Raw genomic sequence first — 16,588 nt, 5'->3', positions numbered from 1 at the left:
CGCTGATAAAAATCCTGTCTGACGCATTAACGTGATCTCTAATACTTACCCTCCTCTGCACGACAGCCGTGCAACTGCCCTGATTTAAAGCGGTTGCTGCACTGTTTTGAGCAGATAGTTTATCAGCGATCACAAAAGCGATATTTCATCCCGCGAATGCATAATTCTGCTTTAAAAAGCTCTGCCATGCCACCTTTATCAGATAACTATTCACTATTTATGCAAAATAAGTGAATAGCGACCTTTCGTAACCTATTGATATTCCTTAATGCAGCTTGTTTTATGCATTTTAATCCTTGGCTGGCACGCTATCTGCAAACTAGAGTAGGGCGAGATTTATTACATTTTTAACAATTAACATACAAATACGTTACCCGCTGGGGAACAGGAGAAGGGCTATGTCACTGCAGGTTTCGCGTCAGGATTTTGATCAATGGATGATGCCCGTTTATGCACCCGCCAGCTTTGTACCGGTCCGAGCTGAAGGTTCAACCCTCTGGGATCAGCAGGGAAAAGACTATATCGATTTTGCCGGGGGCATTGCCGTTAATGCGCTCGGGCATGCGCATCCCGCGCTCCAGCAGGCACTTCAGGAGCAAGCCTCACGCCTCTGGCATACGGGCAACGGTTACACCAATGAACCCGTTTTACGCCTGGCGAAGCAGTTGATTGATGCCACCTTTGCCGATCGGGTTTTCTTTTGTAACTCCGGTGCCGAGGCTAACGAGGCGGCGCTTAAGCTGGCCCGTAAAGTGGCACACGACAGGGTTGGAATGCATAAAAGCGGCATCGTGGCGTTTAAAAATGCCTTTCATGGTCGCACGCTGTTTACGGTCTCAGCGGGTGGACAGCCCGCCTATTCGCGGGATTTTGCGCCGCTCCCTGCGGATATTCAGCACGCCGCCTTTAACGATCTTGCCTCAGCGGCAGACCTGATTAACGACAGCACCTGTGCCGTGATTGTCGAGCCCATTCAGGGGGAAGGCGGCGTTGTGCCCGCCGAACCCGCCTTCCTGCGTGGGCTGCGTGAACTGTGCGATAAACATAACGCGCTGTTAATTTTCGATGAAGTGCAGAGCGGCGTGGGCCGGACCGGCGCGCTTTACGCTTATATGCACTATGGCGTGACGCCGGATGTGCTAACCAGCGCTAAAGCGCTGGGCGGCGGGTTTCCTATTGGGGCGATGCTGACGCGCGAGGATCTGGCTCAGGTCATGGGCGTAGGTACCCATGGAACGACCTATGGCGGCAATCCGCTGGCGGGCGCAGTGGCCGGAAAAGTCATGGAACTGATTAACCAGCCTGAAGTGATGGCCGGTGTCACGCAACGTCATGACTGGATCGTCGCGGCGCTAAACGACCTCAATCAGCGACTGCACCTGTTTAAAGAGGTGCGCGGGCTGGGGTTACTGATCGGTGCCGTGCTGAGCGATGACTTTGCGGGCAAAGCGAAACAGATCAACCTTATCGCCGCGGAATATGGCGTCATGGTGCTGATTGCCGGAGCCAACGTGGTGCGCTTCGCGCCCGCGCTCAACATCAGTGAGCAGGAAGTGAAGACCGGCATGGCGCGTTTTGCCCAGGCGTGTGAACACCTGCTACAAGGAAAGACATCATGATGGTGATCCGTCCGGTCGAACGGGACGATCTCAGCCAACTGATGGAACTGGCGGCGAAAACGGGCGGCGGGCTGACTTCGTTGCCGGTTGACAGCGCCACCTTACAGGCCCGGATTGAGCGATCGCTGCAAACCTGGCAGGGCAGTTTGCCGCGGGCCGAGCAGGGCTATGTATTTGTACTGGCAGACAGCCAGGATAATCGTGCGGTGGGGATCTGCGCCATTGAGGTTGCGGTTGGGCTGCAGGAACCCTGGTATAACTTTCGTGTAGGAACACAGGTGCACGCCTCGAAAGAGCTGAACGTTTACGCCGCCTTACCGACCTTATCGCTAAGTAACGATCATACCGGCAGCAGCGAACTCTGCACGCTGTTCCTGGATGCCGATTACCGCGATGGCAAAAACGGTTATCTCCTGTCGAAATCGCGTTTTCTGTTCATGGCGAACTTCCGCGAATACTTTATGGAGCGGGTGGTTGCCGAAATGCGCGGCGTCAGTGATGAGCAGGGGCATTCGCCGTTCTGGGACAGCGTGGGCATTCACTTCTTTTCAATGGAATTTCGCAAAGCCGACTTTCTGAGTGGCACCGGGCAAAAAGCCTTTATCGCCGAACTGATGCCCAAGCACCCGCTTTATCTGCACTATCTGACGCCAGAAGCGCAAGCCGTTATTGGTCAGGTACATCCCAAAACGGCCCCGGCGCGAGCGGTGCTGGAAGCTGAAGGCTTTCGCTATCGCCAGTATATCGACATCTTTGATGGTGGCCCGACGCTGGAGTGCGATATCGACGATATTCGAGCGGTGCGCGAAAGCCGGGTACTGACGGCTCAACGGGGGGATGCGCCACAGGATGCGCCGCTCTGTTTAGTCGCGAATAGCGATTATCACCAGTTTCGTGTTGCACTTTTACCTGTCGAACCCATGGCGAAAAGTGTTCAGCTCAATGATGAACAGCTGCAGGCGTTACACTGCCAGCCGGGCGACAGCCTGCGCGTCGTGACGCTGTGGAGCGAGGAGAAAAAAGTATGACGCACCTGATTAACGGACACTGGCTCAACGGCGAGTCGGCGGCTTTTTCCAAACAGGATCCGGTTAGCGGTGAAATCCTGTGGCAGGGTTCAGCGGCCTCAGCGGCGCAGGTGAGCGCGGCCTGCCAGGCGGCGCGGGCGGCATTTCCGGCATGGGCGAGACAGCCGTTTGCCGCGCGTCAGGCCCTGGTCGAACGCTTTGCGGCAGAGCTTGAGGCACATAAAACGGCCCTGGCCGAGTGTATCGCGCAGGAAACGGGCAAGCCGCGCTGGGAAGCCCTGACCGAAGTCACCGCAATGATCAATAAAATTAGTATTTCAGTGAAGGCCTATCATCAGCGCACCGGGGAACAGCAGCAGGGCGACAGCGCCTTGCGTCATCGTCCTCATGGCGTGCTGGCGGTATTTGGCCCCTATAACTTTCCGGGACATTTGCCCAACGGGCACATCGTGCCGGCCTTGCTGGCGGGAAACTGTGTGGTGTTTAAACCCAGTGAACTTACGCCTGCGACCGCTGAAAAAACAGTGCAGCTGTGGCAGGCGGCGGGCGTGCCAGCGGGCGTCATCGGGCTGGTCCAGGGCGGCCGTGAAACCGGTCAGGCGCTGGCGGCGGACCAGGAGATTGACGGGCTACTCTTTACCGGCAGCGCGCATACCGGCTATCAGTTACATCGCCAGTTTGCCGGGCAGCCGGAAAAAATGCTGGCGTTGGAAATGGGCGGCAACAATGCACTGATCGTGGAAGATCCGGCGGATATTGAGGGCGCGGTGCATATTGCGATTCAGTCAGCGTTTATTACCGCAGGTCAGCGCTGTACCTGCGCCCGACGTTTGCTGGTCAGGCGCGGTGCCGCAGGCGATGCCTTCCTGCAGCGGCTGATTGAGGTGGCTGGGCGGCTGCAGCCTGGAGCCTGGAATGCCAGTCCCCAACCTTTTATGGGCAGCGTCATCTCCTGCGCCGCCGCCGAAAAAATTTATGCCGAATGGCAGCAGCGCGTCGCGGCGGGCGGCAAGGTGCTGCTGGCGATGCGCTGGCCCAATCGCCAACAGGCATTACTAACCCCGGGGATTATTGATGTAACGTCGGTGGACGGTCTGCCTGATGAGGAAGTGTTCGGGCCGCTGCTGGGCGTGATCCGTTATGACGATTATCCTCAGGCCATTCGGCTGGCCAACCAGACGCGCTATGGTCTGTCATGCGGCTTGATTTCGCCCTCGCGTGCACAGTTTGAACAACTGCTGCTGGAAGCGCGGGCCGGGATCGTTAACTGGAATAAACCCCTGACGGGCGCCGCCAGCACGGCACCTTTTGGCGGTATTGGTGCATCGGGCAACCACCGTGCCAGCGCGTGGTATGCGGCGGATTACTGCGCCTGGCCGATGGCCTCACTGGAATCACCTGAGCTTAGCCTTCCTGAAGCCCTGTCGCCGGGCCTCGACTTTTCGCCGCAAGGAGCCCGTTAATGAAAGCCATTGAAGCGAATTTCGACGGTCTGGTCGGACTGACCCACCATTATGCGGGCTTGTCATTTGGCAACGAAGCCTCCACGCGTCACCAGCGACAGCCATCGAACCCGCGCCTGGCGGCAAAGCAGGGCTTGTTGAAAATGAAAGCCCTGGCCGATATGGGATTCGTTCAGGGCGTGATACCGCCCCATGAGCGGCCGAATATCGCCGTGCTGCGTCAACTGGGCTTTAGCGGCAGCGACGCACAGGTGCTGGAAAAAGCAGGAAAAACCGCACCGGCGCTGCTATCCGCAGCAAGTTCAGCCTCGGCAATGTGGGTGGCAAATGCCGCCACGGTTTCGCCTTCTGCCGACAGCGCCGATCGTCGTGTGCATTTTACGGTTGCCAACCTCAATAATAAATTTCATCGCGCGATCGAAGCCCCGGAAACGGCGGCGCTGTTACGGGCCATATTTCGCGATCCGGCCCATTTTTCCGTGCATGATGCGCTGCCTCAGGTTGCGCTGTTTGGCGATGAAGGCGCCGCCAACCATAATCGACTGGGCGGCGATTATGGTGATGCTGGCGTACAACTGTTTATTTACGGTCGTGATAACCAGTCTGGCTCGGCTCCGCAGCGTTATCCTGCCCGACAAACCCGCGAGGCCAGCGAAGCCGTTGCCCGTCTTCATCAGCTTGCGTCCGACAAGGTGATCTTTGCGCAGCAAAATCCTGAGGTCATCGATCAGGGCGTTTTCCACAACGATGTTATCGCGGTCAGCAATCAGCAAATGCTGTTCTGCCATCAGCAGGCATTTGTCGATCAGCCCGCGCTGTTACGTCGCTTGCACGAATATGTTCCGGGGTTTGTCGCGCTTGAAGTACCAACCTCCCGGGTTTCCGTGCAGGATGCGGTGAGCACTTACCTGTTTAACAGCCAGCTTCTGACCCGTGCCGACGGCAGCATGATGCTGGTGCTGCCCGAAGAGTCCCGCCAGCATCCTGGCGTATGGCGCTACCTGAGCGAGCAGGTAGCGTGCGATGGGCCGTTGCAGTCATTACAGGTATTTGATTTGCGGGAAAGCATGCATAATGGCGGTGGACCGGCCTGCCTGCGTCTGCGCGTGGTGTTAACGCCAGATGAGCAACGGGCGGTGAATCCTGCGGTACTGATGAACGATCGCCTGTTCACCACGCTCAACCAGTGGGTCGACCGTCACTACCGCGACAGGCTAACGCAAGACGATTTAACCGATCCGCAATTGCTGCAGGAGGGGCGGGTTGCCCTTGATGAATTGACCAGACTGCTAGACTTAGGAAATGTGTATGCATTTCAGCAGTGAAGCAGGCGCTGCCACGAGGGCTGCCCGCTTCCGGTCTTAAGGAGGAACGATGCAGGACTTTTTACAGCAGACGCTGTCTGGTGAAGCACCGCGTAAGCGTAAAGGTGAGACGGCGCATCTTCGCTGGCAGTGGTTGTATCACGGTATTCTTCTCATGGAGCCCAAAACGCCGGTTAAACAGGCGCTGGTGCTTTCTGCAGGGGTGCACGGCAATGAGACTGCCCCTGTAGAAATGCTCAACCAGCTCATCACGCCGTTACTTCAGGGCGAGAAGCCGCTTCAGCAGCGCATGCTGGTGGTATTGGGTAATCCCTCAGCGCTGCGCGCAGGAAAACGCTACGTGGCCTACGACATTAACCGACTGTTCGGCGGACGCTGGCAACAGATTGATGACGGGGATGAGGCCCGGCGAGTGCTGCGGCTGGAGCAAACGCTGGAGAATTTCTGGCAACTGGGCGAGTGCGATGAAAGCCGCTGGCACCTCGACATGCATACGGCCCTGCGCGGTTCTTATCACACGCGTTTTGGCGTAATGCCGAGGAACGATCGGCCATGGCCGGCGGCGTTTTTGCACTGGCTGGCGGCAGCCGGACTGGAGGCGCTGGTTTTCCATCGCTCGCCAGCGGGCACTTTCACCCATTTCAGCTGTGAACATTTCGGCGCAGCCAGCTGTACGCTGGAGTTGGGGCAGGCCCGGCCCTTTGGCGAAAACGATTTAACCCAGTTTAGCGCGGCTGCCCAGGCGCTGGCAGCATTGTTGTATGGCGAGACCTTACCGGAAGCGCAATCCGTCCCGCGCCGCTATCGGGTAAGCCAGCAGATCACCCGACACAGCGAGAACTTTCAGCTTCATATGAGTGATGACACCAAAAACTTCACCGCCTTCCCGCAGGGTGCCTTACTGGCTGAAGACGGGGAAAAACGCTATTTCGTGCAGCAGGCGCGGGAGTATGTATTGTTTCCTAACCCGCGTGTTGCGCTGGGACTGCGGGCGGGCCTGATGTTGATTGAGGAAAGCGAACAAACCCAGGCATTGCCTCTCTGACCTTATCCAAATAAAAAGGCGGAAGACACCTTCCGCTTTACTGCTAAAGGCATTACAATTCTCCACGATTTATCCGAAATCGCCTGATTATTCATACTCTTTTTCAATTCCTCACCGCTTTCTTCTTAATCCCTCCACGATTGCCTGAATTGTGGCTTTTGCGCTTTCACGCTTTTACTCTCGCTCGCAGTAATTGACGTTCAGCGTCGTATGCTTGTTTCCGAAGACGCGACAGAGTGCTGTCGTTACGAAACTGAACAAGTGAATAAAAAGGACACTGTGATGCGTAAATTAACTTCTCTGTTACTGGCTTCTACTCTGGCATTTGGCGCGGCATCGGTTGTTCATGCTGAGGCAGATAATCTGACACCGCCACCGGCAGGCACGGAAAAGCCGATGCATAAACCAATGCGGCACGGTATGGATATGATGTTCGGCGGTCTGAACCTGACCGCCGATCAAAAGACCAAAATGCATGGAATTATGAAAGAGCGCCGCGGTGAAATGCAGCGTCCGTCACTGGATGAGCGTCGTGCAACCCATGCCATCATCGCCTCTGACAGCTTTGATAAAGCCCAGGCTGAAGCCCAGGCAGACAAAATGACGGCCAACGCGAAAGCCAACGCGGTTGCCATGATGGAAACGCAGAATAAGCTGTATAACGTGCTGACACCGGAGCAGAAAAAACAGTACAACGCCAATTTTGAAAAGCACCTGACTGAAAAACGTCCGATGCACGACAAAATGGCACCCGCACCAGCCCCCGCTGAATAATCCGCGCGTTAATCAGTAAACACGGTTGAAGACCGCCGGCCTTGTCCACGTGATGTGGGCAGTGCCGGCGGTTTTTTTGTTAGAGGGGAATAACAGGGTAGTTGCCAGACAGCACCGGGCTGCAGAGAATTTTGTAGCCGTCATGATCGAATCCACCTTTGCCACGTTTAAGGGCTTTTGCCTCTTCGATCGTGTTTACCGAGCCCAGATAAAACCAGTGATCGATGACGTGGATCTGCGTCATGTGTTTGCCTTTCTCCACCAGCGCCACGGCACCCTGCCACGGCCAGCAGAATACCCGCACGCTCTCCAGCGCAGACAGCAGCCTGTCCTGATGATCGCTGACGGGCTCCTTGCCACAGCAGGCTCCGGCACAACGGCGCAGGGCAGAGCGGAAACAGCCCCGGCTGGCACTCACCGCTTCCAGACCGAGTAAACCGTGGCAGAGCTGATATTCATCGGCGAGCTGTTTCAGGCGTTCCAGCGCGGCAAAACGACTGCGGTAAAGCCCAAACAGATTCGGTGACTGACTAAAATCGACGTCACGGGCATAGACGACGTCCGGTTTACCCTCTGGAGTGATGCGCAGCGAACAGAGCTGACGGTTTTTGCGCAGACGTTTATTAAACAGGGGCTGCTGCGTTTTGATCATCTGCGCTTCCAGCAACAGCGCACCGAGATCGCCCGCCGTGGGGATCCAACTGACGCGCCGCGACTGTCGCAACATTTTTGCTTCGTCAGGCGTACGAAAATGGGACATCACGCGCGAACGCAGATTCACACTTTTGCCGATGTACAACGGCAAGGTCTCGCTGTCGCCATGGAAGGTATAAACGCCGGGCTGATTGGGCAGGCCTTCCAGCCATTCGCGCAAATGCTCCGGGTATTCATAAATGGTTGCCGCGTCAAATTCGAGGCGATGGGTCGCTGCACGTCTTACCAAAACGGACTCCTGTACTGGTTGTCCATACAGTGTAACAGGCAGGTTAAACGTTCGCCAGTCTGAGATGATTTATAAACGTCGGGTCGCCAGCCAGCAAAGTAGTGACCCGGCGGTGACCAGGGCGACGCCCTGCCAGAAACTCACCGCCGGCGCCAGGTCCAGCCACAGCGAGGCCAGAAGCGCCGAGAGCACCGGCGTGAAGTAGGATGCGGTCGCCAGCAGCGTCAGGTTGCCATGCTGGATACCATAGTTCCAGGCCGAATAGGCAACCGCCGTCGATGCACCCATAAACAGCACCTCTGCAGCAGCAGCCAGGCTAAACTGCATGGTTTCCTGAGGGCTGAACAACGCGAATTTGAGCCACAGCGCCAGAGCCGTCACCACAAAAAACAGGGTGACGCCGTTGCTGCCACGTGCAAAGCGGCGCGTGATGTTGTTGTAGAGCGCCCACGTCAATGCCGCACTAAACGCCAGCAGGTAGGCTGTAGGATTGTGGGCCATATTCTGCGCCATCTGGCCCAGTACATCTTCGTTGGCGCCCTTCATCACCCAGATGATTCCGCACAGGGAAAGCAGCAGTCCGGGCCACAGCCACAGGCGAAAACGCTGGTGATTAAGCGGAATGGCCAGCAGGATGGTCAGACAGGGCCAGAGATAGTTGATCATCCCCAGTTCCAGCGACTGTTGACGGTTGCTGGCGAGACCAATCGCCAGCGCCAGGCAAATTTCATAGCCGACAAACAGGGTGCCGCCCACAAGCAGATAGTGCCCTGGCAGGGAACGCGGATGGGGGATGCCGCGCGTGAGGCACAGTAAAATCGCCGTCGTGGAATAAATCAGCGCGGCGCCGCCGGTCGGGCCAAACGCCTCACTGACGCTGCGCAACAGGCCAAGGGTGGTGCTCCAGAGCAGAATCGCACTCAAACCGATTAAGGTAGCGCGTGACAAGTTAGCAGGCATAAAACTCAACGTCTAAAGGAGCCGCCAGCGGGCAGCGGGCGGCGGGCGCGAAGTATGCTAACGGTAAGCATGTAGCCTGTCCATCAGGTATTCCGCCAGGAGAACCTGTAACAGGTCCTGTACGGAGCAACGTTTTTCCCTTAACGCCCTGCATGAATGGCCTGGCTAACAGGTTGCATAACGCCTTTTGCCGATCGCAATCCAACCTGTTGGGGATTTCCCTCTTTTGACGAGCCTCGCAGGCGCATCAAAACGCAGCGCCAGGCACCGATTCAAAGCAGCATGGTCGGACGTGCAGACCGCGTGCCGCTCCCTGCCCGCAACGCAATGGCAGCGGCGGGAGACGCTGACTGGCAGCGTTTTTAATTGGGAGCGTATTACATGGCAGCGCCCGGCTACTGAGCTGACCGGGCGCGATGTTAACGGATAAAGACGAGGGGAGATTATTTCCAGAAGTCGTCGAAAACGGTCACAGGCGGACGACGCTTGTGCTCGGTTTTCAGGTACCAGCCTTCAATGATCGTCGCGCTTTCCGGCGCAATGGTTTTGCCTTCCAGATAGTCATCGATCATGTCGTATGTCACACCCAGCGCGACTTCATCCTGCAGGCCAGGACGATCGTCTTCAAGGTCGGCGGTGGGTTTTTTCAGATAGAGATGCTCAGGGCAGCCCAGGGTTTTCAGCATCTGTTTTCCCTGACGTTTATTCAGGCGGAAGATGGGGTTGATGTCACTCCCGCCGTCGCCATATTTGGTGAAGAAACCGGTAACGGCTTCTGCGCCGTGGTCGGTACCGACCACCACACCTTTGGTCATGCCAGCAATGCTGTACTGCGCTTTCATACGTTCGCGGGCTTTTTCATTACCGCGGATAAAATCGGACAGGACGATGCCCGCGTCTTTCAGCGCCCGCTCGCTGGCCAGCACCGCTTCTTTAATGTTGACCACCAGCGAGCGATCCGGCTGGATAAAGGCCAGTGCATCCTGACAGTCCTGCTCATCTGCCTGCACGCCATAAGGCAGGCGCACTGCGATAAAGGTATAGTCCTTATCGCCCGTTTCTTGCCGAAGTTCCGTTATTGCCATTTGGGCCAGTTTGCCGGTCAGGGTTGAATCCTGTCCGCCGCTGATACCGAGTACCAAGGACTTAACACCGCTATGACGCGTTAAGTACGCTTTAAGAAAATCAACGCTGGTGCGGATTTCCTGTTGTGGATCGATAGTCGGCTTAACGCCGAGTGCGGTAATGATTTCCTGCTGCAGTGACATCAACATCTCCTCAAGTCTGTCGCCCGTTGGCATAATACAACGCCTGTTTTAACGCTAACGCGCATCCCTGTAAACAACAAGCCAAAGCAACAGCTGTTTTTATCAGGGCAGGCGGAATCACAGGTTTTTTGCACCGGATGCCGGTTTTTTCGCCAAAGCCGCGAACGTCAGTATAGCCAGCATGTAGCAGCCAAAAACGGTCAGCGTCATACTGATTACTGATGTTCCTCCGATGCCCGTCACGGGTACGGCAATGGCGCCCAGGGTAAACATGGTCACGCCAATCACGGCTGAAGCGCTACCGGCGCGCTGCCCCTGGCTTTGCATCGCCAGTGAGGCCGCCGTCGTGGAAATCACGCCGTTACTGGCAACGGTAAAGAACAGGGCCAGCAGTAACAGCGGCAGGGGAGCGTGACTGATTCCCGCGATCAGCAACAGGCTGGATGCCACGCCTGCCATCGTCAGCCCGCCTTTTAGCACCCGAAACGCTCCCCACAAGGGGCAGAGCCGGGCACTGGTCTGTGAGGCGATGATCAGCCCGAAACCGTTTGCGGCAAAGCAAAGGCTGAACGCCTGCGGTGACAGGCCATAACGTTCCTGCAGAACAAACGGCGAGGCGCCAATATAGGCAAACATGCCAGACATCATCAGCCCCTGCGTCAGACAAAATCCCATAAAAGGGCGATGGGTAATCACCTGGCCCAGAGCCGCATAGGCAGACAAGACCGATCCCTGACTGCGTCGCCCGGCGGGAAGACTTTCATGCAGCTTCCCGCGCACCAGCAGGATAAGTAAAACCGCGATACAGCCCAGCACCACAAAGATACCGCGCCAGTTCAGAAAGGTCATGAGTGCGCCGCCCAGTACAGGTGCAGCGACAGGTGCCAGGCCGTTTACCAGCAATAACAGGGCAAAAAAGCGGGTAAGTTCATGGCCACTGTACATGTCACGAGCAACTGCTCGTGAGAGCACCGCACCGCCTGCGCCTGCCAGTCCCTGAAACAGGCGAGCCAGCAGCAACTGATCAATGTTCTGCGCCAGCGCGCAGCCCAGCGAGGCAATAAACAGCAGCACCAGGGATAACGTCAGCGGGCGCAGTCGGCCAAATTTATCGCTCATCGGCCCGAAAAACAGCTGCCCGGCGCCCAGGCCGAGCAGCCCGGCCGTCAGGCTGAGCTGTGCCGTTGAGGTCGATGTCTGAAGATCCGTTGCCAACTGAGGCAGCGCGGGCAGGTACAGGTCAATGCACAACGGCCCCAGTGCGGCGAGCAATCCCAGCGTAATGGCATAAACCAGGCGGTTTGGTGATGAAGGCGTCATGTATCCTCTGTGGGTGAAAAGTGACATTGTCACTTAATGAAGTATTGTCAGGGCTGGCCCGGCAAGTTTGCTGTCTCACTGATTAGCGGCTGCGCAAAGGTCATTTCGGGGCATGTTATCAAAGCATCCTGAGCGAATTGAGTTTAAGTCTGTCATTAACTTGAAAAAAACCGTTTTATGCTCCAGGCTTTTCTGCACATGGAAAAAAAACGAGGAACAACAAGATGAATAAAGTGATGGGATGTATCGCTGCGGCGCTGACGCTGGCTGCGCTCTCTGGTTGTACGACTTACGATCGTGCCGAAAGCTACGTGACTAAGCCGGTGGTTAAGGACGTCAAAAAAGGCATGACCCGCGAGCAGGTACGTCAGATTGCTGGCCCAGCTGCCACTGAAATCACCATGGTGCATGCACGTGGTACCTGCCAGACTTACGTCATCGGCGAGCGTGACGGTAAAGCACAAACCTATTTCGTCAGCTATAACGATGTGGGCCGCGTGATGAACTACGGCTTCCAGAGCTGTGCTGAGTACGATACCGATCCTCAAGTTAAGCAGTAAGTTGTGCTTGCTTGAAAACGGCTCGCCTGTGGCGAGCCGTTTTTTTATCGCTATAGTCCAGCCGGACGCGGCACTTCAACGTAGCTGCCGTTGATCTCCCGCTGATAGTAATGTCCATCCTGTACGTAAAAGCGTCGGCCATTAAAATCCAGCACCCGCATCCCACCCACGCTGCTGACATAGGTTGGCGCAGGGGGTTCAACAATCACGTACTCATCCCCATGACGCTGATAATAACTGCCATTCAGCAAATAGTAAGTTAACCCCCCAATCAGAACCGCGGTTGCCGCCAGTGGCAACACATGGAAATGGTCAGGACCATGCCAGCGCGGTGCCGGACCATGCCAGCCAGGCCCAGGTCTGTACCAATGGGGGCCCGGGCCCCAGTCGCCAGGACGGGCAAAGACAGCGGTGGGCGAAATCATCGCTAATGCGAGTAATGAAGCGATAACCGTTTTCATGAGTATTCTCCTGCAGTTATTACCTGCAGAATTCTCTTTTTGCTGCGTAAAGACAAGGGGAAATGCTGTGCATTATTGCCCGTTTACCACGCTTAACGTTTTCTTAACGGGAGCAGGATGATGATGAAGAAATAAGGAGAAGATAAGACAAAAACAGAGAGAAAGACCTGGCGTGGACGCCAGGCCTGGCGTGATTAGCTGTGCTCTAATTCGCTGTGCTCGCTGCGCTCTAAAACGCGTTTGTCGGTCAGGCCCAGCCAGCGACTGGTGAGCGATCCCGCGGTCATTGAGCCATTGACGTTTAACGCGGTTCGTCCCATGTCAATCAGCGGCTCAATAGAAATCAGCAGCGCGACCAGCGTGACCGGCAACCCCATCGCAGGAAGAACGATCAGCGCCGCGAACGTCGCGCCGCCGCCGACACCGGCTACGCCTGCTGAACTCAATGTCACAATGCCGACCAGCGTGGCAATCCACAGCGGATCAAAAGGATTGATGCCGACCGTCGGGGCGACCATCACTGCCAGCATCGTCGGATAAAGACCGGCACAGCCGTTCTGTCCAATGGTGGCACCAAATGAGGCCGAGAAGCTGGCAATCGATTCAGGGACGCCCAGGCGGCGGGTTTGCGCTTCCACGTTCAGTGGAATGCTGGCGGCGCTGGAGCGGCTGGTAAAGGCAAAGGTCAATACCGGCCACACTTTGCGGAAGAAGCGCACAGGATTGATGCCGTTGACCGACAGGAGCAGCGCATGAACCAAAAACATCAGGGTCAGGCCCAAATAGGATGCCACGACAAAGCTGCCCAGCTTGATGATGTCCTGCACGTTAGAGCCGGCAACGACTTTGGCCATCAGCGCCAGCACACCATAAGGCGTCAGCTTCATAATCAGGCGAACCAGCTTCATCACCCACGACTGCAGCGTATCAATGGCGGTCAGTACCCGCTGGCCTTTTACCTCATCGTCCTTGTGCAACTGCAGGGCAGCCACACCCAGGAACGCGGCGAAGATGACCACGCTGATGATGGACGTTGGGCTGGCACCGGTTAAATCGGCAAACGGGTTTTTAGGAATGAATGACAGGATTAACTGAGGCACTGTCAAATCAGCGACTTTACCAACGTAGTTGCTCTGAATCGCGCTCAGACGAGCCGTTTCCTGGGCACCCTGTACCAGACCGGTCGCGTTAAGGTGAAACAGGCCGGTGACAAAAACGCCGATTAGGGCAGAAATTGCTGTGGTAAACAGCAGTACGCCGATGGTCAGAAAACTGATTTTTCCCAGTGAGGAGGCATTATGCAGGCGGGCCACGGCGCTGAGAATCGACACGAACACCAGCGGCATCACAATCATCTGTAACAGCTGAACATAACCGTTACCCACGATGTTAAACCAGCCGATAGAGGCTTTAACGATATCGCTGTTGCCGCCATAAATCAGCTGGAGCGCGAGGCCAAACACCACACCCAGCACCAGGCCAGTCAGAACCTTTTGCGACAGGCTCCAGTTTGCCCGGCCCAGGCGCGACAGCAAAAGCAGTAGCAGCACAAATGCCACGACGTTAAGCGTAAGAGGAATATCCATAGCAACTCCGATGTAATGCAGCATTCCCTGGTCAGGAGAGCAGCAGAGGTTTGATCGTAAAGATACGTATCCGCAAAGGGTAACAGTTAGAAATCGCGCAATGTTATATCCAAATGGAATAGCTTATAACCCCGCCCTTTTGACTGGGCAATTAACGCTCAGATTGCGCAGAAATGAGACGGCTGACGCCATTTTGTAAGGTGTCAAAGACCTGGGCGGGCCAGCCATTTTCGCCAAATGAAGGCATCCCTACCGGAAACCACAGAGCGTAACCGATCAGGCACAAACAGAGCGCTCGCTCCAGCTGATTGCCTTTCTGGCTGTTCAGTACCGGCAGACGAAAACGCCAGCGGCAGGGCCAGAGCAGGGGCACGCCAGCCGGCGTGAGCATATCGGCCACAATGTGGCTCAGATAGCCGAGCGTCATCCCCTGCAGAACATCCGCAGGCACTGGCCAGCTTTTCGGCACGTTAATCTGAAACAGCCACAGGCTGGCCGCCACTGCAAGCAAGCTGTGGGTAAATCCCCGGTGGCCAAAGGCCCGCGCAATAGGGTGGGACAGCCAGCGAAGCCGCTGTCCTAACAGAGATTTGGGATGATCGATATCGGGAAGCAGGCAGGTCAGTAACGTGGCCGGGATCAAATGCCACCAGTCTGCGTGCGCCATCACCGGGGTAAGTTCGGCCCGTTTGGCAAAAATAGCGCTGGCAACCGCAAAAAAGATATGGCCCTCGGCCGTCATGATAAAACCTGGTTGCAAAAACTGTCGATGCATCCAGTATAGGGATTTATCCAGTAAATGAGAACCTGTGACGCTGTAACGAAGCGTTAATTTTTTAAGGTTGTGCAACAGGTTACAACTCAGCCACGGTTACCCCAGTAAGTGGGCAGGCATCAGCTGTGTCAGATTGGCGAGTTTAACATCGGCCAGGGCCCAACGAGCATCTTCCTGATGGACGGCAGCCGGCACGACGATGGCGCGCATCCGTGCCGCTTTGCTCGCCACCATTCCGTTAACGGAGTCTTCCAGCGCGACGCAGTTTAACGGATCGATGCCCAGCGCCTCCGCCGCATTAAGGTACACCTGAGGGTGCGGCTTGCTGTAAGGCAGGTTCTCCGCCGAAGACAGCACGTCAAACCAGGGCCGCAGGTTGAACATCTCCAGCACGGCTTCCAGCATAAACAGCGGCGAGGCCGAGACCAGGCCGGTTTTTAGCCCCTGCTGCTTACATAACCTCAGGGCCGATTCAACACCGGGCAGCAGAGGGCGTTCTGTCGCAATCAGCTCCATCACGCGGGTAATTATGCGCTGGGTAATCTCCTGCTGCGACGGACCGGTCCAGGGCAGCGTTTCATACCACATGCGAACCGTCTGATCGATTCGTAAGCCAAGCGTATCGGGCAGTTCATGACGTCGGGTCAGATCAATGTTTAGCGTTGAGAAGATGTCCATCTCAGCCTGATCCCAGAGCGGTTCCGAATCAATTAATAATCCGTCCATATCAAATAAAGCAGCGTAAACCGGGCGGTGGTAAGACATAATTCACTCCTTGTAAGGTTCAGACTACCTTAGCATGAACAGTAGGTGGCTGTGCAGACAGGGCAAAACGGGCGCAGCCTGCTCTTTTTTTTGGGAAAATTCCCTAAGGGCAGGTTAGACTGAAGGCTAACAGGATTTTGGGTTCAGGAGATATCATGACCTATCAACAGGCTGGCCGTATTGCCATCCTTAAACGCGTTGTCGGCTGGATAGTTTTTTTACTGGCGTTGCTCTCCACGATCATCTCACTGCTGAGTTTTCTCTTTAAACACAGTGAAAAGAAACCTGGCATTGATGCCGTGATGCTCGATTTTATTCATGTCATGGTCGATATGATTCGTTTTAACACGCCGTTTCTGAACGTTTTCTGGCACAATTCGCCCGTGCCGGAGTTTAACGGCCAGATGAACCTGGGGTTCTGGCTTATCTATATTCTGATCTTCATCGGGCTGGCCCTGGAAGCCTCAGGCGCGCGTATGGGAAGGCAGGTTCGCCATGTTCGCGAAGGCATTGAAGACCAGATGATTCTCGAACAGGCGAAAGGCAGCGAAGGGCGCACACGTCAGCAGGTGGAAGAGAAGGTGCGAATTCCTCGTCACACCATTTTTCTGCAGATTTTCCCGCTCTATATTTTGCCCATCGTAATTGTTATTGCCGGATATTTTCTGCTTTCGTTACTCGGTTTTCTCTAACCGG

General features: G+C 55.8%; 17 protein-coding genes. 9 read left to right on the top strand and 8 right to left on the bottom strand.

Translation table 11 applies throughout. From position 1 onward, the window contains the following. Positions 1-398 precede the first annotated feature (398 nt). From GKC68_RS12355 to spy, 6 genes are all read left to right on the top strand, one after another. Positions 399-1,619 (top strand): aspartate aminotransferase family protein, encoded by a 1,221-nt coding sequence (locus GKC68_RS12355; protein ID WP_028722151.1) that lies wholly within the window; start codon positions 399-401, stop codon positions 1,617-1,619. Next, positions 1,616-2,647 (top strand): arginine N-succinyltransferase, encoded by a 1,032-nt coding sequence (astA, locus tag GKC68_RS12350; RefSeq protein ID WP_028722152.1) that lies wholly within the window; start codon positions 1,616-1,618, stop codon positions 2,645-2,647. Before GKC68_RS12355 ends, astA begins: the two co-directional genes overlap by 4 nt. Beyond that, a complete protein-coding gene (gene astD / locus GKC68_RS12345) occupies positions 2,644-4,110 on the top strand; it encodes a succinylglutamate-semialdehyde dehydrogenase (RefSeq protein WP_342656188.1) in 1,467 nt (488 codons plus the stop codon). The genes astA and astD overlap by 4 nt, the downstream gene beginning before the upstream one ends. Beyond that, positions 4,110-5,435 carry an N-succinylarginine dihydrolase gene (astB, locus tag GKC68_RS12340; protein ID WP_058706009.1) on the top strand — a complete coding sequence of 442 codons (1,326 nt, stop codon included), beginning with the start codon at positions 4,110-4,112 and terminating at the stop codon, positions 5,433-5,435. The genes astD and astB overlap by 1 nt, the downstream gene beginning before the upstream one ends. Before the next feature lie 49 nt (positions 5,436-5,484). Continuing rightward, complete coding sequence (gene astE, locus GKC68_RS12335; protein WP_028722155.1) at positions 5,485-6,480, top strand: succinylglutamate desuccinylase; 996 nt, start codon at positions 5,485-5,487, stop codon at positions 6,478-6,480. Positions 6,481-6,762: 282 nt separating this feature from the next. Beyond that, complete coding sequence (gene spy / locus GKC68_RS12330; protein ID WP_342656187.1) at positions 6,763-7,254, top strand: ATP-independent periplasmic protein-refolding chaperone Spy; 492 nt, start codon at positions 6,763-6,765, stop codon at positions 7,252-7,254. A gap of 79 nt (positions 7,255-7,333) precedes the next feature. On the opposite strand, the gene cho is transcribed toward spy, so the two are convergent. Both cho and yddG read right to left on the bottom strand, forming a co-directional pair. After that, on the bottom strand, positions 7,334-8,197 hold the full coding sequence (cho, locus tag GKC68_RS12325; RefSeq protein ID WP_058706012.1) for an excinuclease Cho: 864 nt from the start codon (positions 8,195-8,197) through the stop codon (positions 7,334-7,336). 69 nt (positions 8,198-8,266) lie between these two features. Further along, positions 8,267-9,157, bottom strand: coding sequence for an aromatic amino acid DMT transporter YddG (gene yddG / locus GKC68_RS12320; RefSeq protein ID WP_342656186.1), 891 nt, complete (start codon positions 9,155-9,157; stop codon positions 8,267-8,269). A gap of 156 nt (positions 9,158-9,313) precedes the next feature. Between yddG and GKC68_RS12315 the strand changes: the two genes are divergently transcribed. Continuing rightward, entirely contained in the window at positions 9,314-9,523 is a 210-nt protein-coding gene (locus tag GKC68_RS12315; protein ID WP_064367162.1) for a hypothetical protein, read from the top strand. 77 nt (positions 9,524-9,600) lie between these two features. Here GKC68_RS12315 and nadE read toward each other — a convergent pair whose 3' ends face one another. Further along, entirely contained in the window at positions 9,601-10,425 is an 825-nt protein-coding gene (gene nadE, locus GKC68_RS12310) for an ammonia-dependent NAD(+) synthetase (RefSeq protein ID WP_028722160.1), read from the bottom strand. A 117-nt stretch (positions 10,426-10,542) separates the two neighbouring features. Next, complete coding sequence (locus GKC68_RS12305; RefSeq protein ID WP_089528646.1) at positions 10,543-11,745, bottom strand: multidrug effflux MFS transporter; 1,203 nt, start codon at positions 11,743-11,745, stop codon at positions 10,543-10,545. Positions 11,746-11,969: 224 nt separating this feature from the next. On the opposite strand from GKC68_RS12305, the gene osmE reads away from it, so the two are divergent. Continuing rightward, positions 11,970-12,305: an osmotically-inducible lipoprotein OsmE gene (gene osmE / locus GKC68_RS12300; protein WP_028722162.1), complete on the top strand. Its 336-nt coding sequence runs from the start codon at positions 11,970-11,972 to the stop codon at positions 12,303-12,305. A 50-nt stretch (positions 12,306-12,355) separates the two neighbouring features. Here osmE and GKC68_RS12295 read toward each other — a convergent pair whose 3' ends face one another. The 4 genes from GKC68_RS12295 to hxpB all read right to left on the bottom strand — a co-directional run bounded on the left by GKC68_RS12295 (position 12,356) and on the right by hxpB (position 15,892). After that, a complete protein-coding gene (locus GKC68_RS12295) occupies positions 12,356-12,766 on the bottom strand; it encodes a DUF6515 family protein (protein WP_047714667.1) in 411 nt (136 codons plus the stop codon). Positions 12,767-12,960: 194 nt separating this feature from the next. Next, positions 12,961-14,352: an L-cystine transporter gene (locus tag GKC68_RS12290; RefSeq protein WP_047714668.1), complete on the bottom strand. Its 1,392-nt coding sequence runs from the start codon at positions 14,350-14,352 to the stop codon at positions 12,961-12,963. A 151-nt stretch (positions 14,353-14,503) separates the two neighbouring features. Continuing rightward, positions 14,504-15,094, bottom strand: coding sequence for a metal-dependent hydrolase (locus GKC68_RS12285; protein WP_028722165.1), 591 nt, complete (start codon positions 15,092-15,094; stop codon positions 14,504-14,506). Positions 15,095-15,223: 129 nt separating this feature from the next. Further along, positions 15,224-15,892, bottom strand: coding sequence for a hexitol phosphatase HxpB (gene hxpB / locus GKC68_RS12280; protein WP_028722166.1), 669 nt, complete (start codon positions 15,890-15,892; stop codon positions 15,224-15,226). Between the two features lie 155 nt (positions 15,893-16,047). Between hxpB and GKC68_RS12275 the strand changes: the two genes are divergently transcribed. Next, positions 16,048-16,584 carry a YniB family protein gene (locus GKC68_RS12275; RefSeq protein WP_014593590.1) on the top strand — a complete coding sequence of 179 codons (537 nt, stop codon included), beginning with the start codon at positions 16,048-16,050 and terminating at the stop codon, positions 16,582-16,584. The last annotated feature ends 4 nt before the right edge of the window (positions 16,585-16,588 follow it).

The sequence above is a fragment of the Pantoea sp. RSPAM1 genome, assembly GCF_038816185.1.
In the GTDB taxonomy this organism is placed as follows: domain Bacteria; phylum Pseudomonadota; class Gammaproteobacteria; order Enterobacterales; family Enterobacteriaceae; genus Pantoea; species Pantoea ananatis.
The sequence above is the reverse complement of the archived record's forward strand: the minus strand, read 5'-3'. Positions and strand labels throughout refer to the sequence as shown.

Excerpts from the sequence above, each read along its gene's own strand:
- GKC68_RS12315 (WP_064367162.1), top strand. The coding sequence starts at position 9,314 with ATGGCCTGGCTAACAGGTTGCATAACGCCTTTTGCCGATCGCAATCCA.
- GKC68_RS12290 (WP_047714668.1), bottom strand. The coding sequence starts at position 14,352 with ATGGATATTCCTCTTACGCTTAACGTCGTGGCATTTGTGCTGCTACTG.
- spy (WP_342656187.1), top strand. The coding sequence starts at position 6,763 with ATGCGTAAATTAACTTCTCTGTTACTGGCTTCTACTCTGGCATTTGGC.
- GKC68_RS12355 (WP_028722151.1), top strand. The coding sequence starts at position 399 with ATGTCACTGCAGGTTTCGCGTCAGGATTTTGATCAATGGATGATGCCC.
- osmE (WP_028722162.1), top strand. The coding sequence starts at position 11,970 with ATGAATAAAGTGATGGGATGTATCGCTGCGGCGCTGACGCTGGCTGCG.
- hxpB (WP_028722166.1), bottom strand. The coding sequence starts at position 15,892 with ATGTCTTACCACCGCCCGGTTTACGCTGCTTTATTTGATATGGACGGA.
- GKC68_RS12275 (WP_014593590.1), top strand. The coding sequence starts at position 16,048 with ATGACCTATCAACAGGCTGGCCGTATTGCCATCCTTAAACGCGTTGTC.
- astE (WP_028722155.1), top strand. The coding sequence starts at position 5,485 with ATGCAGGACTTTTTACAGCAGACGCTGTCTGGTGAAGCACCGCGTAAG.
- astB (WP_058706009.1), top strand. The coding sequence starts at position 4,110 with ATGAAAGCCATTGAAGCGAATTTCGACGGTCTGGTCGGACTGACCCAC.
- nadE (WP_028722160.1), bottom strand. The coding sequence starts at position 10,425 with ATGTCACTGCAGCAGGAAATCATTACCGCACTCGGCGTTAAGCCGACT.
- astA (WP_028722152.1), top strand. The coding sequence starts at position 1,616 with ATGATGGTGATCCGTCCGGTCGAACGGGACGATCTCAGCCAACTGATG.
- GKC68_RS12295 (WP_047714667.1), bottom strand. The coding sequence starts at position 12,766 with ATGAAAACGGTTATCGCTTCATTACTCGCATTAGCGATGATTTCGCCC.
- astD (WP_342656188.1), top strand. The coding sequence starts at position 2,644 with ATGACGCACCTGATTAACGGACACTGGCTCAACGGCGAGTCGGCGGCT.
- GKC68_RS12305 (WP_089528646.1), bottom strand. The coding sequence starts at position 11,745 with ATGACGCCTTCATCACCAAACCGCCTGGTTTATGCCATTACGCTGGGA.
- yddG (WP_342656186.1), bottom strand. The coding sequence starts at position 9,157 with ATGCCTGCTAACTTGTCACGCGCTACCTTAATCGGTTTGAGTGCGATT.
- GKC68_RS12285 (WP_028722165.1), bottom strand. The coding sequence starts at position 15,094 with ATGACGGCCGAGGGCCATATCTTTTTTGCGGTTGCCAGCGCTATTTTT.